We start from the raw sequence: 14691 nt of genomic DNA, 5'->3' as shown, positions 1-14691 counted from the left end.
GCGCATCTCCCCTCGTCGGGGAGATTGGCAGCTTCAGCCGGCTCACCACTATGATCCGGGAGCCACCAGCGGCGTGCGTATGTCCGAAACGAGTTTGACCAGATCGGCTTGGCGTCTCGTGCCGGTTTTGGCGAAAATACGGTTGAGGTGGGTCTTCAAGGTGTTTTCGCCGATGCCGAGCGACACCGCGCTTTGCGACCCGGACAATCCGCTGCCGATGCGCAGCAGCACCCGCGCCTCCGTGGGCGTAAGGTCGAACAGCGTGGTCAGAACGGCCTCCGGCAGTGGCGAGGAGGATGTCGTGGTCGACACGAAGACGGCGGCACAGGCGGGCCGGAAAGCCGCGCGCGCGGTGCCTTCGGTCAACGGCAGCACATAGGCGACCGCGGGCGGCTGGCCCGGAGCCGAAATCGGCAGGCCTATGCCGCGGGCGCCAAGCGAGGCATCCGCATGCCCGGCACTGGCGATCGCTTCCAGCAAGGCGCGGGCCACCGCTGGATTCTGCGGCTGGAGCTGGCCCTTCCTGGAAAGAATGGGACCTTGCTCGGAAAACATCCGATCGGCAGCCCCATTCGCATGGAGGATTGCTCCGTCGGCGCCAGTAAGAACAACAGGCACAGCGAAATGGTCGAGCGTCTGGCGATAGAGATTGGCGGTAATGCGGGTTTGATCGAACAGATCTCCGATCAGGGAAGCACGGCGCAGATGCGGCGAGAGCAAGGCCAGGAAACGCTGTTCTTCAACTGATATTGCCCCCCTGCTGGCCCGCGTGGTGCAGCCCAGGAGCCCGATTCGGTCCGGCGTATGAACGAATTTGACGATACAGCCTTCGCGCAATCCCTGCGGTCCGGCCCAATTCCGAAAAAACGACGTCAGCTGGAGCTCGGCTTCACTCATTAGCGAAAGCGTCGTAACGGGCGTGTCGATGTCGCCGACGACCGCCGCCTTCAGTCCAGGAATTCCATCAAAGTCATAGTCTTCCTGGAGAACCCGCATTTGCGCAGGATCCCAAGGCGACTGGGCCATGAAACGACCATGATTATCGGCAGTTCTGGCAAGAGCAATTGTAGAATAGGCCGCATCGACAGCTTCTGTGATACGGGTCATTACTCCTGACCAGCCCTCCGGATTCAAAACACAATCATATATATCAGCGATAATCGAAGAAAGTACTTCGATCCCCAGCCCTTCCACCACCACCCCTCTCCCTAACATGCCCCGATCTCGCTGCTCAAGATTTCGCGGCGTCATACTTTCGGGTGACGCCACGCGTGATTGAGCTCGACTAAGGGGTTAAGCTGATAAGCTGAACACCAGGTGACTAATGTTGCTGGTTGTTCCGGGAATGGGAAGCATCGCGTTCGATTTTTTTGAAGCCGTGGGGGCTTTGCCGGGGTCTTCGATTGTCGCGAGAGACGGGGTTTTCGTCGACTGATTTGCCGTCGCATCTCAGCGAACGCGATCGATTTCCCCTCTGGCAAGACATCCATGTCGCGGAGATTGCCGGTCGAATACGGCATATCGGAAGACCTGCCTTTCGAAGCTGCGATCGAAGCCACGGCTGTCGGATCACTGGTTCTTCAGCAGATGTCCGGGACGATCAGGCACGCGACGAGGAAGGCGAGCAACATCGCCCGTGACAGCAATGGATAACAACGATGATGGATATCTCCTGCTGATCAACAACACCGACACCGTGTTGAGTGGGGCACAAGCCGGCCGCGAATATGGTGTCGGCCCAGGAGAAGCGGTCCTGGTCACAGCATCGGAAGCGCTGAAATCGGAAGCGCTGAAAATGGCCGGCGCCGACTGGAATGTGTGGACGACCGTGGTGGTCCCACGTGCTGCCCTCATACAGACCTTCCCGCAGATCGATGACAGGCTGGCGTTGAAGATCGGCGCCGACAATGAAGCTCTCGATCTTCTCAAACGGTATTGCCAGTTGCTTGAAACCGGCCGCCCCCTTGTCTCACCCGATCTCATATCGCACGCAACAGAAACGATCGTCGATCTGATCGGGCTGGTGACAGGCGCGAAGGGCGAGGCCGCCGAATTGGCCGGCCCGCGGGGCCTGCGGGCAGCCAGGCTGCAGGCAGTCCTGGCCAAGATCGCGGACAATTTCGCCAGTCCCGGCATCTCCGCGCAAGGCGTCGCAAAGGAACTCGGCCTGTCGGCGCGCTATGTCCAGGATTTGCTTCAGGAGACAGGCTTCAGCTTCTCCGAGCGCGTTCTCGAACTGCGCTTGCAGAGCGCCCATAGGATGCTGTCGCAGAGGAACACTGTCGAGATGCGGGTCGGCGAAATCGCCATGACAAGCGGATTCAGCGATGTGTCTTACTTCAATCGCTGCTTCCGTCGTCGCTTCGGCTATACGCCAACGGGCGCCAGATAGACTTACGCACGTCCGACAACGGCCAGGCGACGCGATTTCCGGTTTCCCTCTCCGTCAGAAGCCGATCCCCAAAGCGCCTGGGGCGATCGATGGTGCAAATTCACCACAAGTGCGCAGAAATGCGCTCGACACCTCTTTCCAGTCCAATTCCAGTGCGGTCCTGCCCAAGACAACGCCTGGCCGTAATGACATGTCGGCTGTGGGCAAACGACTGTCGCGTCGGGGGATTGAATGCAGCAGAATATGTTCGAAAGCCGCAAGGCGTCGCTGACTTTGGTCGCGCCGACGAGTTACCTCAACCTGCGCTCGCAGGCGAGTCGGCTTGCGCTGCGATCCGCAATCGGCATCGCCACGGCTGCGGGCGTGAGCCTGCTGGCACCCGCCCAGGCCTGGGCGGATTGTCTCGTCGGCGCGACCACTGTCCAATGCGACACGACCTCCACCACCGACACGACATTTCCCGCCAACGCACCCAGTGACCGCGCCTATCAGGGCTTGTTGCCCGTGCCGGTCGACGTGACCGTCGATGTGGGAACGACGATAAGCGGGAATGGCCTTGCGGCCACCAACACCGGCACCGGCGGCGTCACAGTCACCAACAATGGCACGATCAGCGTCGATACCGGCAACACGCCGACCGCGGGCGGCACGGCGGCGCTGTCGATCTCGGCGGCCGGCGGCGCGGTCACCTACACGGGTGGAAACATCATCAACCATGGCGCCGGCAACGCGTTCGATGTGTCGCAAACGGCCGGCGCCGGTTCGGTGAGCATCAACGTCTCCGGCAATGTCTTTGCCGCGGCAGGCGAAGGCATTACTGTCCGCGACGTGACCACCAGCACCGGCATTTCGGTGACCACCAACGATGTCACCGTGCTGACGGCGGGCAAGGACGCGATCGACGTCCAGAGCCAGTCGTTGACAGGCGATATCACGGAGGTCGCCAACGGCAACCTCCAGGCGGGCAACGCCGGCATGGTGGCCGCGATCCTCAACGCCGCGGCGACCGGCAACATCGACGTGACCGCCAACGGGTCGCTCGACGCCCGCTTCGGCATCGATGCCGAGAACTTCGGCTCGGGCTCCACCAGCGTCACCACGGTCGGCCCGGTCAATGTGACCACCGGCAACGGCATCTTCGCGCTGTCGACCGGCGGCAATGCCATCGTGAACGCGGGCGATGTCACCTCGACCGGCAACACCGCGATCATCGCCCAGCAGACCAAGGTCGCTGGTACGGGCTTGATCGGCGTGACCGCGGGCAACGTCTCGGGCACGACGGGCATCGATGCGCACAACTTCGGTACGGGCGACATCGGCATCGTCGCCAATGGCACGGTGACCGGCACTGCCGCCGAGGGCATCAAGGCTGTCGGCAACGCCGGCGTGTTCGTGTCTGTGAACCAGACGGTGACTGGCGCGACGCTTGGCCTGAGTTTGGTTGGCGGGACCGGCGGCACGGGGAACATCTCGGTGATCGGCAGCGGCGGGTTCGTCGGCGGCACCGGCGACGCGGCAAACATCAAGAACAACGGCTCGGGCAGTGTCACGGTCGACATCTCGGGCGCGAGCAGTTCCACCGGCGGCGAAGGCATCCTCGTGCGCGACGTGGCGACCAGCACCGGCATCAGCGTGACCACAGGCGCGGTCACCGCGCTGACGGCGGGCAAGGACGCGATCGACGTCCAGAGCCAGTCGTTGACAGGCAATGTCGTCGAGGTCGCCAACGGCAACCTCCAGGCGGGCAATGCCGGCATGGTGGCCGCGATCCTCAACGCCGCGGCGACCGGCAACATCGACGTGACCGCCAACGGGTCGCTCGACGCCCGCTTCGGCATCGATGCCGAGAACTTCGGCTCGGGCTCCACCAGCGTCACCACGGTCGGCCCGGTCAATGTGACCACCGGCAACGGCATCTTCGCGCTGTCGACCGGCGGCAATGCCATCGTGAACGCGGGCGATGTCACCTCGACCGGCAACACCGCGATCATCGCCCAGCAGACCAAGGTCGCTGGTACGGGCTTGATCGGCGTGACCGCGGGCAACGTCTCGGGCACGACGGGCATCGATGCGCACAACTTCGGTACGGGCGACATCGGCATCGTCGCCAATGGCACGGTGACCGGCACTGCCGCCGAGGGCATCAAGGCTGTCGGCAACGCCGGCGTGTTCGTGTCTGTGAACCAGACGGTGACTGGCGCGACGCTTGGCCTGAGTTTGGTTGGCGGGACCGGCGGCACGGGGAACATCTCGGTGATCGGCAGCGGCGGGTTCGTCGGCGGCACCGGCGACGCGGCAAACATCAAGAACAACGGCTCGGGCAGTGTCACGGTCGACATCTCGGGCGCGAGCAGTTCCACCGGCGGCGAAGGCATCCTCGTGCGCGACGTGGCGACCAGCACCGGCATCAGCGTGACCACAGGCGCGGTCACCGCGCTGACGGCGGGCAAGGACGCGATCGACGTCCAGAGCCAGTCGTTGACAGGCAATGTCATCGAGGTCGCCAACGGCAATCTCCAGGCGGGCAACGCCGGCATGGTGGCCGCGATCCTCAACGCTGCGGCGACCGGCTATATCTCTGTGACCGCCAACGGGTCGCTCGACGCCCGGTTCGGCATCGATGCCGAGAACTTCGGCTCGGGCTCGACCAGTGTCATCACGGTTGGTCCCGTTACCGCGACCACCGGCAACGGCATCTTTGCGCTGACGACCGGCGGCACCGCCGTCGTGATCGCGGGGGATGTCACCTCGACCGGCAACACCGCGATCATCGCCCAGCAGACCAAGGTCGCTGGCACGGGCCTGGTCGACGTGACCGCGGGCAACGTCTCGGGCACGACGGGCATCGATGCGCACAACTTCGGCACGGGCGCGACCAGCGTCACCGCCAATGGCACGGTGACCGGCACGCTCGCCGAGGGCATCAAGGCGACCGGCAACAGCGCGGTGAGCGTATCGGTCGCCGACACGGTGACCGGCGCGACGCGCGGCCTCAGCCTGATTGGCGGCACCGGAGGTTCGGGCGACATCTCTGTGACCGGCACCGGCGGGTTCGTCGGCGGCACCGGCGACGCGGCAAACATCCTCAATGGCGGCTCGGGCACGGTCACGGTCGACATCTCGGGCGCCAGCAGCTCGACCGGCGGCGAAGGCATCTTCGTGCGCGACACTTCGGCCGGCGGCAAGATCAGCGTCACCACCGGCGCGGTCACCGCGCTGACGGCTGGCAAGGATGGCATCGACGTCCAGAGCCACTCGGTGATCGGCAATATCACCGAGGTCGCCAATGGCGACATCAAGGCCGGCAATGCCGGCATGGTGGCCGCCTTCCTCAACGCTGCGGCCGTCGGCAACATCGACGTGACCGCCAACGGATCGATCGATGCGCGGTTCGGCATCGACGCCGAGAACTTCGGCTCGGGCTCGACCAAGGTGACCACGGTCGGCCCGGTGACCACGACCAACGGCAACGGCATCTTCGCGCGGTCGAGCGGCGGCGACGTGACGGTCAACGCCGGCGATGTCACCTCCACCGGCACCACCGCCATCGTCGCACGACAGACCGGCGTTGGCGCGATCGCCATCAGCACCAGCGGCACCGTCGAAGGCAGCCTCGCGGCGATCGACGCACAATCAAACGCCGGCCACGCGATCGGCATCACTCTTTCCGGCGCGACGCACAACAGCGCTCAGACGGCCACGGCGCTGGTCATCAACACCGCCGGCGGCGCCACCACGCTCACCAATGACGGCGCGCTGCTTGGCCTGGTGACGCTTGGCGACTTCGTCGACAAGGTGACCAACAACGCCACCTGGACGACCGGCGGCACCAGCCAGTTCGGCGCCGGCTTCGACAGCTTGATCAACGCGGCCTCGGCAACGCTCGTCACCGCCAGCAATGGCGCATCACTCGAGACCACGACCTTCAGCGGCCTCGAATCCCTGTCGAATTCCGGACTTTTGACCATGCAGGACGGCGGCGCCGGTGACCGCACCCTGGTTTCGGGCAGTGTGACGCTGGCGGCCGGCTCGACCTACGCCATCGACATCGGCGGGGCTCAGTCGGATCTGCTTCATGCCTCCGGCACCGCTGACATCACCGGCTCGACGCTGGCGGTCAGATACAGGGCGGCCTGCAGTTCGGTTCCCACTATACGGTGCTGACCGCCGATCTCGGACTGGCCGGCCACTTCGCCGACGTGACGGGGATCACCAACACCGCGTTCCTGTCGGTGATCGATACCTATGACTTCAACAACGCCTATCTCGACGTGTTGAAGACGCAAAACTTCGCCGATGCCGGGCTGACGCCCAACCAGATCGCCACCGGCCAAGGGCTCGACAGCATTCCGGCATCCGGATCACTGTTCAATGCCGTCGCCGGCCTGGCCACCGACGCCGAGGCACGCGCCGCCTTCGACCAACTGTCGGGTGAGATCCATGCCTCGGCCAAGGGAATGCTGGTGGAGGACTCGAGCTTCATCCGCGACGCCGCCAGCAACCGCATCGCTGCAGCCTTCGGCGATGCTGGTGCCGCCGCATTGCCGGTCATGGCCTATGGCGAAGGCGGGCCGGAAATGGTCGCCGCCGACACCGACCGCTTCGCCGTCTGGGGCCAGGCCTTCGGCTCCTGGGGCAACACGGATTCCGACGGCAACGCCGCCGCCTTCGACCGCTCGACCGGCGGCCTGCTGGCCGGCGCCGACACGCTGGTCGGCGGCTGGCGCGTCGGTCTGCTCGGCGGCTACAGCCATTCCTCCTTCAACGCCGACGATCGTAATTCCTCCGGCAAGAGCGACAACTACCATCTCGGCCTCTATGGCGGCACCAACTGGGGCGCCATCGCCTTCCGCACCGGTGCGGCCTATAGCTGGAGCAGCCTCTCGACACATCGCTCCGTTGCCTTCAACGGCTTCGCGGATGCGCTGTCGGCCGACTACGATGCCGGCACCGCGCAGGTCTTTGGCGAACTCGCCTACAAGGCCGATGCGGGCCGCTTCAAGTTCGAGCCTTTCGCCAATCTCGCTTATGTCAGCGTGCACACGGACGGCTTCACCGAGACAGGTGGCGCTGCCGCACTGACCAGTGCCGGTTCGACCACCGACGCGACCTTCACCACGCTCGGGTTGCGGGGCTCGACCGACTTCGCGCTGGGCGGCATCGACGCCACCGCGCGCGGCACGCTCGGCTGGCGCCATGCCTTTGGCGATGTCACGCCGACCAGCTTCGCCTTCGCTGGCGGCAACGCCTTCACCATCGCCGGCGTGCCGATCGCCAGGGACAGCGCGATCATCGAGGCTGGTATCGACATGAAAATGTCGCCCAATGCGACGCTCGGCCTGTCCTATACCGGGCAATTCGGCGGCGGCACGGTCGATAACGGCGCCAGGGCAAACCTCAGCGTCAAGTTCTGACGACAGCAGGCCACCGGGTCACCGCCAGATTGACGTCGCCGTGCGGCCGATGCGTCCGTCCCTACTCCGGCGACGGCACCGGCGGCTTCGAGGTCAGCGTGGCGCCGGCGGTCGTTCCGTGCAGGAACAGGAAGCCGGCCAGCGCGCCCAGCCCCGGCTCCAGGCAGGTCAGCGTACCGTAGATGCGGGCCGACATGCGGCTCAGCGCCACCATCTCCAGGAAGAACGGCAGCCGGCCCGATCCCGCCGGCTGCTTCCATGAACTGGGCCTATAAGCGCGGCATCCAGACTTCTATCCGCCAGATCGGAGTCCGGCGCAAACAGCCGATCAGCCAAAGGGACGGTATTCTCAAAAAAGCAGGGCGGACTCGCAAAAGATACTTCCGTCAATGTGTAATCGTCGGAGAACAGTTCTCTGCTGCAAATAAATACCTTCGACACATAACTTCTGTTGATTTCCCGAAAAAAAGTTATCGCGTATAGTATCGATCCGATGGTCATGGAAGCCGTAAAGAGCACCCATGCCTGAAACAGGGGATTTGCAAACATCGAGTTGTAACTGGGGGGACGGGACATGCTTGAAGGATTGACGGGGTTCAGGGACAAATTGACGTCGCGGTTTGCGGCCAAATGGTTCGCAGTCGCCGGCTGCCTGCTGCTGATTTTATGCCTGGGACGGACCGCATGGCTGGAGCAGTTTGCCGTTGCCGACCTTGTCACTTGCGACGGCCTGGTTACGCCTGACGGCAAGGTTGTGCCTGAGACACCGCCAGCCGGCAAGGTTACGCCTGAGACACCGCCTGACGGCAAGGTTCCGCCTGGGACGCCGACAGAGGACCAGAAGGCGGCGATGGCCAATGGTGCCTTGCAGTTGCTGGCGGTCCGGCCGACGCCGACGGCCATAAACCACCACGTCTGCATCATTGTCGGCGGTGTCGTGCCACAAGTCGCCGAGGCGCGTCTGGCGGACGACATCATCCGGACGCGCAAAACGCGTGATGAAGCGCAAGCCGGTTACGAAGCCGCAAGCGGATCGGCGCGGGATGGGGCGTGGAACACGCTGCAAGAGACCGACACGGCTCTGCAGAAGGCGCTCACTGCTGCCGCCACCCAGCCGCAACCGATCACCTTGTCGGTGTTCCTGAATGGCAAGACCGCTCCCGAGCTGACCGTCCAGGCCGAAGCCAAGTCAGGCCCGCAGGCCCTTCTGTTCGGCCTGGAGGTCCCCAACGATGCAGAAAAAAGCGGCGCAACCTTCTGGCGCGAACTGCTGAGTGCCCCGACGCCGGGCAAGGACTGGACCAAAATTGGTCAGAAGGCCCTCGCCATCGGTCTGTCTCGGAGCGCAACCACCTTGCAGGATACGAAGACCGAGACCGTCACGGTCATGGTCTACGATCTCCTGACGCTGGCGGTCGGCACCCTTTCGCTTCTGTGCTTTACCGTCTGCTTCTGCGGACTGGCCAGGCAGACGACGATGCTGCGCGACAACAAGCGCACCCAGAACGACGTGCAGATCGCGACCGACGCGTTGACGGCGGCGCAGACGGCGGATGAGGATGCAAAGGCAAAGTTGAAGGACGCCGTCGATGCCGCCGCGGCGGCAAAGACCGGTGTCGCCAACGCAAACGACGCGGCCGCCAAAGCCGCCGACGATGCCGCCAAAGCCGCCGCCGCTGAAGCCGTGGCAAAGGCTGCCGCCGAATCCGAAAGCGCGCAGACAGCCGTGGTCACCGCAACGGCTGTCGCCAACGATGCGGCCAGCACGTTGAAGGCGGCCCAAGCCAAGGCCGATGAGGCGGCCAAGACTGGCAATGTCGAACGGCCGATAGGCCCCTACAGCCTCGCCCGCACGCAAATGGCCTTCTGGATGTTCCTGACGGTGGCCGGGTTCGTGTTCATCTGGCTGACCATGGGCATCTATCTCGGGCTGATCACCAGCGGCATTCTTGTGCTTTTGGGAATCAATGCGACATCCGGAATGGCGGCCATCAGCCTCAACGATGGCAACGACGACACAAGCACCTCGAACTCGTTCTTCCTGGATATTCTAAGCGATGGCAAAGGACCCGTGCTGCATCGTATCCAGGCGGTGGCGTGGACTTGCATCCTGGGAATCCTGTTCATTTGGAACGTCGTCTGGAGCTTCACCTTCGTCAACTTCGACACCAATCTGCTGCTGCTGATCGGTGTGGCACAGAGCATGTATGTCGGTTTCAAATGGCAGGAAGCGCCGGCCGCGCCGCCCGATCAGAATTGATCTGTCGAAAGCATTACGGCCGGGACTTCCCCCGGCCGGGCGGTTCGGCAGCAGCATCGCCGCCGCCCTACTCCGGCGACGGCACCGGCGGCTTCGAGGTCAGCGCGGTGCCGGCGGCCGCGACAATGACGGCGGCGATGCCGGCCAGTTGCGGCGGGGTCAGGCTCTCGTGCAGGAACAGGAAACCGGCCAGCGCGCCCAACCCCGGCTCCAGGCAGGTCAGCGTGCCGTAGATGCGGGCCGGCATGCGGGTCAGCGCCACCATCTCCAGGAAGAAGGGCAATGCGCTCGAAAACAGCCCGACGAGCAGCGCGCTGACCAGGATCGACGGTGCCAGCAGCCCCGTTCCCGCCTGCGCCACGCCGAAGGGCAGCACCAGCACGGCGGCGATCGCCATGCCATAGGCGGTGGTGCGGGTGCCGAGCTCGGCCCCCGCCTTCTGCGCCAGCACGATGTAGAGCGCCCAGAAGCCGCCGGCCGCCAGCGCCAGCATCACGCCGATCGGATCGAGCGGCTGCAGCGAATGGATGAAGGGCGACAACAGGACGATGCCGGCCACCGCAAGCGCGATCCAGGCAAAATCGCTGGCGCGCCGCGAGGTCAGCGTCGCCACCAGCAGCGGCCCGGAAAATTCGAGCGCCACCGCGATACCGAGCGGAATCCTGGCAAGGGCTGCATAGAACAAAAGGTTGAGCGCGCAGAGCGTCACGCCATAGGCGACAAGCCACGGCAAGGTGGCGCGCGACGGCCGCATCTGCCAGGGCCGCAGCACCGCGATCAGCATCAGCGCGCCGATGACCAGCCGCAGCGTCGTCGTGCCTTGCGCACCGATCTGCGGGAACAAGGTCTTGGCGAAGGTGGCGCCGATCTGGATCGACACCATGGCCCCCATCAGCGCCGCGACGGGCAAAGGCGCCGCTTCACGATGGGCAATTGGCGTCGATGTCACTTTGGTTCATCCTTTCCTGCCGTGCCGGGCATCCGCGCGACCCGGCGGCATGGCTGGCACCTATGGCCTCCCCGGGAGGGCCTGTCGTGAGGCACGGGAAGACAGTCGGCTGGGGCAAGCGCTGGGATAGGTCCCGGAAGTCGGGGAACACCCTTCCGGCCACTCACGGCATCGGCTGGGCTGCCTGCCTAAGCGGCGGCGGCAACAGAGCGCTTGAAGACGATGGTGACCCGCGTGCCCTCGCCGGCGCTCGAATTCACGTCGAATTCCGCCTTGGCGTTCTCGGTCAGCGAACGCGCGATCAGCGCGCCGAGCTTGCCGGGCTTGGGCCAGGTCTCGCCTTCGGGCAGGCCGATGCCGTCGTCGGCGATGACAATACGGCAGCCATCGCCGTTGACGATGCTGTGCAGTGTGATCGTGCCGCCGTCGCGCCCTTTGAAGGCATGCTTGAGCGCATTGGTCAAAAGCTCGTTCACCACCAGCCCGGTCGGCATGGCGACGTTGACCGACACCGGATAGGTATCGACCTTCATGTCGAGGCGAATGCCCTCGACCGCATGCGAATTCATCACCGCCGATGCGATCTGGCTGAGATAGACGCCGAGATCGATCTCGTCCTTGTGATCGTCGCCCGACAGCGTCTGGTAGAGGATCGCCAGCGCGTCGACGCGGCCGGCCAGCCTCTCGAACCGCTTCTGGTCCGGCTCCATCGCGTTGCGCGTCTCCAGCCGGATCAGCGCGGTGATCATCTGCAGATTGTTCTTCACCCGGTGCTGCAGTTCGCGCAGCAGCGTGTCCTTCTCGCGCACGCGTTCCTCGACGGAGCCTGCATCCTCGGTCTCGCCATGGGCCGAGACGTCGACCAGCGCCACCAGCCGGAAGCAGAGCTTGCCATTGTCGTCCTCGATGACGTTGGAATAGGCGTCGACGATCGCTGGCGTATGCTCGGCCCGCTCCAGCCGGAACGTACCGACAAAATCGGTCTCCTCGACCAACGCTTCGAACAGCGCGCGGTCCTTCTGCTGGTGCAGGCCGGTTCCGGAAAGCGCCGCCCACTGCTTCTGGGCGAGCCTGGCCGCCTTCAGCCCTGACAGTTTCTCGAATTCCGGGTTGGCATAGACGACGCGCTCCTTCGCGCCGAGGTCCGAAACGGCAATGGCGATCGGCACCTGGTCGAGGAACTTCTTGAACTGTTCGCTTTCCAGCGCGCTGGCAAGGTCCGGCGTATCGAGCAACTGCTCTACCGCTTCGGCCTTCTGTGTATCGGATGTCATCTGCGGCGCCTGTGCTGTGCGTGAGCGCCATCAGTATCAGCGATAGGGTGCGCCTGCCATCACAATGCAGGAGGAGGCTGGCACCTGCCTCCGCGTCAGGGCGCCAAATCGGTTTCGCTCGCCCCAGTCCGCCAAGACGCGCACCGTCGGTTTCAGCCGCCGAACGACACGCCCCGGCGGCGCATTCCGGCCTGCACGCCGCGCACGATCAGCCTGGACAGCATTTCCATGTCCCAGGGCATGCCCGGGCGCCAGACATCGAGCAGCAGGGCTATGCGACCTTCATCGGCGTTGTTGATCACCTCGTGCGGGTAGGTGTCGTCCCACAACATGCCTTCGCCATCGGTGATCCGCTTCTCCTGATGGTCGATCATCATGATGGTCGCCGGGCGGCCATCGGCCTGCCGCGGGATGACCAGGCCAAGATGAAACCGCATGATGCCGCGGAAAGGCCCGCGGTGGGCGGGTATGTGCTTGCGCGGCGCGAGGAACGAAATCGCCGCCGATTTGACTTCCGGGCATTCGGCAAGCAAGCGGCTGAGAACCGGCATCCGCGCAAGGTTCTCCGGAACCACCATGTCATAGGCCTTGAGCACGAACATGCGCCAGTCGAGCCCGTCATTGGCCGAGATATCGGCCTGCTCGGGCATGATGTCGTGGAAGCGCGGGACCTTGCCCAGATGCACGCCAAGCGCTTCGTCGCGTATGTCGCGCCAGGCATTGGTGAATTTCGCCGCGTTCGGAAATTCCGTGGCGGTATCGAGGATCGGCGGCGCGTCTATGCGCTTTTCATAGACACGCCGGATCACATCGGATGCAAGATCGTAGGTACGGGACATCGCATTGCCTCCACGACATTATAAACTGACGGCCCCCGGTTTTGCTTACACATCTTGTTCACTGTGGCGTCATCGTCGCCGCCAGCCGCGGTGCCGGTCTTGACGTCGACGATCTCGGGTTTTGTGCTGTCGACCGTGCCATCCCAGCCGCCGCCGAGCGCCTTGTTGAGGGCGATGTAGTTGGTGGCCAGCAGCACACGGCTTTGCAGCAGGGAATCCTCGGCCGAGTATAGCGAGCGCTGCGCGTCGAGCACGTCGAGCAGGCTGGTCTCGCCGGCCTTGTAGAGCGTGCCTTCGAGATTTGCCGCCTCGCCATAGGATTTCGCCGACGCGGCAAGCTTGCCGATCCGGATGCGCTCCTGCGCCATCAGCACCAGCGCATTCTCGACATCCTCGAGCGCGGTCAGCACCGAGGCGCGGTAGGCGATGAAATACTGGTCGCGCTGCGCGCGGGCGACGTCGGCGGCCGCCTGCAATTGGCCGGCATTGAACAGCGGCACGCTGAGCGACGGCCCGAACGACCAGCCGATCGACGAGTTCTTGCCGAGATCGCCGAGATTAAGCGCTGCCGTGCTGATGTTTCCCGTCAGGCTGACCGAGGGATAGCGCGCCGCCTCGGCCTGGCCGACCTTGGCGGTGTATTGCGCGTACTGCCGCTCGGCCATGCGCACATCGGGGCGCGATAGAAGGATGTCGCTGGGGATGCCGGTCGGCATCGGCAGGCGCGGCGACGGGATCGGCTTGCTGCGCTTCAGCCGCTCGCTGAGTGCCGCCGGTGGCCTGCCGGTGAGCACCGACAGACGATGCACCGCCTCGGCATAGCTCGCTTCCAGCGTCGGCACGGCAGCCTCGGTGCTGGCCGCCTGCCCCATCGCCTTGGCGACGTCGGCGGCTGTCGCCGACCCCGCCAGAGCCATGGTGCGGGTGAGTTCGGCGGTCTGCCGCTGCGACACCGCCGAGCGCCGGGCGAGCGCGATGCGGGCCTGGTAGCCGCGCGCCTGCGTGTAATAGGACGCGACATCGCCGACCAGGGTCAGCAGCGTCGAGCGCAATTCCTCTTGCGCCGCATCGACGCCGTAGCGCGCGGCCTCGACGCCCCTGCGATTGGCGCCGAACAGGTCGAGCTCCCAGCTGGCGTCGAAGCCTGCCTGGTATTCTGCGTAGATGGAATTGGTGCCCGATGTGGTCTCGGCCGACTTGTTGCGCGTCACCGAGCCGGAGCCGTCCACGGACGGCAGCAATGTGCCGGCGCTCTGGCGATAGCTGGCGCGCGCTTCGCGGATCTTGGCCTTGGCCGTGGCGACATCGAGATTGCCGGCGACGGCTTCCGCGACAAGCGTGTTGAGCGTGGGATCGCGCAGCCGCTGCCACCATTGCGACAGCTGCGCCGGCTGGACCGATTTGGTCGGCTTCTCACCGCTCCAGTTCGCCGGCATCGGCAGGATGGGCGTGCGATAATCCGGGCCGACGACGCATCCGGCGAGCAGAACAGCCGTAATCATGGGCACAATGAGCCGCCCCGCGGCCACCGGGCCACGTTCAAAACCTGTCATGGAAAGTTTC

At 64.7% G+C, this 14691-nt stretch carries 10 protein-coding genes; 4 read left to right on the top strand and 6 right to left on the bottom strand.

Annotated features, from left to right (window positions below; translation table 11 throughout):
- Nucleotides 1–48 precede the first annotated feature (48 nt).
- Nucleotides 49–1197 (bottom strand): helix-turn-helix transcriptional regulator, encoded by a 1149-nt coding sequence (locus tag AC0V8S_RS15770; protein ID WP_475438273.1) that lies wholly within the window; start codon nt 1195–1197, stop codon nt 49–51.
- Between the two features lie 448 nt (nt 1198–1645).
- On the opposite strand from AC0V8S_RS15770, the gene AC0V8S_RS15765 reads away from it, so the two are divergent.
- The 3 genes from AC0V8S_RS15765 (at nt 1646) to AC0V8S_RS15755 (ending at nt 7806) form a co-directional block, all read left to right on the top strand.
- Nucleotides 1646–2392 (top strand): AraC family transcriptional regulator, encoded by a 747-nt coding sequence (locus AC0V8S_RS15765; RefSeq protein WP_475438272.1) that lies wholly within the window; start codon nt 1646–1648, stop codon nt 2390–2392.
- Between the two features lie 231 nt (nt 2393–2623).
- Nucleotides 2624–6556, top strand: a complete 3933-nt coding sequence (locus AC0V8S_RS15760; protein WP_475438271.1) for a beta strand repeat-containing protein — start codon at nt 2624–2626, stop codon at nt 6554–6556.
- The gene (locus AC0V8S_RS15755) at nt 6550–7806 is read left to right on the top strand and encodes an autotransporter outer membrane beta-barrel domain-containing protein (protein ID WP_475438270.1); all 1257 of its coding nucleotides are present in this window, start codon (nt 6550–6552) and stop codon (nt 7804–7806) included. The genes AC0V8S_RS15760 and AC0V8S_RS15755 overlap by 7 nt, the downstream gene beginning before the upstream one ends.
- 61 nt (nt 7807–7867) lie before the next feature.
- Here the strand turns inward: AC0V8S_RS15755 and AC0V8S_RS15750 are convergent, their stop codons facing one another.
- Complete coding sequence (locus AC0V8S_RS15750) at nt 7868–8002, bottom strand: hypothetical protein (RefSeq protein WP_475438269.1); 135 nt, start codon at nt 8000–8002, stop codon at nt 7868–7870.
- Between the two features lie 378 nt (nt 8003–8380).
- On the opposite strand from AC0V8S_RS15750, the gene AC0V8S_RS15745 reads away from it, so the two are divergent.
- Entirely contained in the window at nt 8381–10066 is a 1686-nt protein-coding gene (locus tag AC0V8S_RS15745; RefSeq protein ID WP_475438268.1) for a hypothetical protein, read from the top strand.
- Nucleotides 10067–10133: 67 nt separating this feature from the next.
- On the opposite strand, the gene AC0V8S_RS15740 is transcribed toward AC0V8S_RS15745, so the two are convergent.
- From AC0V8S_RS15740 to AC0V8S_RS15725, 4 genes are all read right to left on the bottom strand, one after another.
- Nucleotides 10134–11015 carry an EamA family transporter gene (locus AC0V8S_RS15740; RefSeq protein WP_475438267.1) on the bottom strand — a complete coding sequence of 294 codons (882 nt, stop codon included), beginning with the start codon at nt 11013–11015 and terminating at the stop codon, nt 10134–10136.
- Nucleotides 11016–11203: 188 nt separating this feature from the next.
- Nucleotides 11204–12289 carry a histidine kinase dimerization/phosphoacceptor domain -containing protein gene (locus AC0V8S_RS15735; RefSeq protein WP_475438266.1) on the bottom strand — a complete coding sequence of 362 codons (1086 nt, stop codon included), beginning with the start codon at nt 12287–12289 and terminating at the stop codon, nt 11204–11206.
- A gap of 152 nt (nt 12290–12441) precedes the next feature.
- Nucleotides 12442–13128, bottom strand: a complete 687-nt coding sequence (locus tag AC0V8S_RS15730) for an aspartyl/asparaginyl beta-hydroxylase domain-containing protein (RefSeq protein ID WP_475438265.1) — start codon at nt 13126–13128, stop codon at nt 12442–12444.
- Nucleotides 13095–14681 carry an efflux transporter outer membrane subunit gene (locus tag AC0V8S_RS15725; RefSeq protein WP_475438264.1) on the bottom strand — a complete coding sequence of 529 codons (1587 nt, stop codon included), beginning with the start codon at nt 14679–14681 and terminating at the stop codon, nt 13095–13097. Before AC0V8S_RS15725 ends, AC0V8S_RS15730 begins: the two co-directional genes overlap by 34 nt.
- Nucleotides 14682–14691: the final 10 nt, after the last annotated feature.

It is taken from the genome of Mesorhizobium oxytropidicola (assembly GCF_056174625.1).
The sequence above is the reverse complement of the archived record's forward strand: the minus strand, read 5'-3'. Positions and strand labels throughout refer to the sequence as shown.

Coding starts and splice junctions, on each gene's coding strand:
- AC0V8S_RS15765 (WP_475438272.1), top strand. CDS start 1,646: ATGGATAACAACGATGATGGATATCTCCTGCTGATCAACAACACCGAC.
- AC0V8S_RS15760 (WP_475438271.1), top strand. CDS start 2,624: ATGCAGCAGAATATGTTCGAAAGCCGCAAGGCGTCGCTGACTTTGGTC.
- AC0V8S_RS15750 (WP_475438269.1), bottom strand. CDS start 8,002: ATGTCGGCCCGCATCTACGGTACGCTGACCTGCCTGGAGCCGGGGCTG.
- AC0V8S_RS15745 (WP_475438268.1), top strand. CDS start 8,381: ATGCTTGAAGGATTGACGGGGTTCAGGGACAAATTGACGTCGCGGTTT.
- AC0V8S_RS15735 (WP_475438266.1), bottom strand. CDS start 12,289: ATGACATCCGATACACAGAAGGCCGAAGCGGTAGAGCAGTTGCTCGAT.
- AC0V8S_RS15730 (WP_475438265.1), bottom strand. CDS start 13,128: ATGTCCCGTACCTACGATCTTGCATCCGATGTGATCCGGCGTGTCTAT.
- AC0V8S_RS15725 (WP_475438264.1), bottom strand. CDS start 14,681: ATGACAGGTTTTGAACGTGGCCCGGTGGCCGCGGGGCGGCTCATTGTG.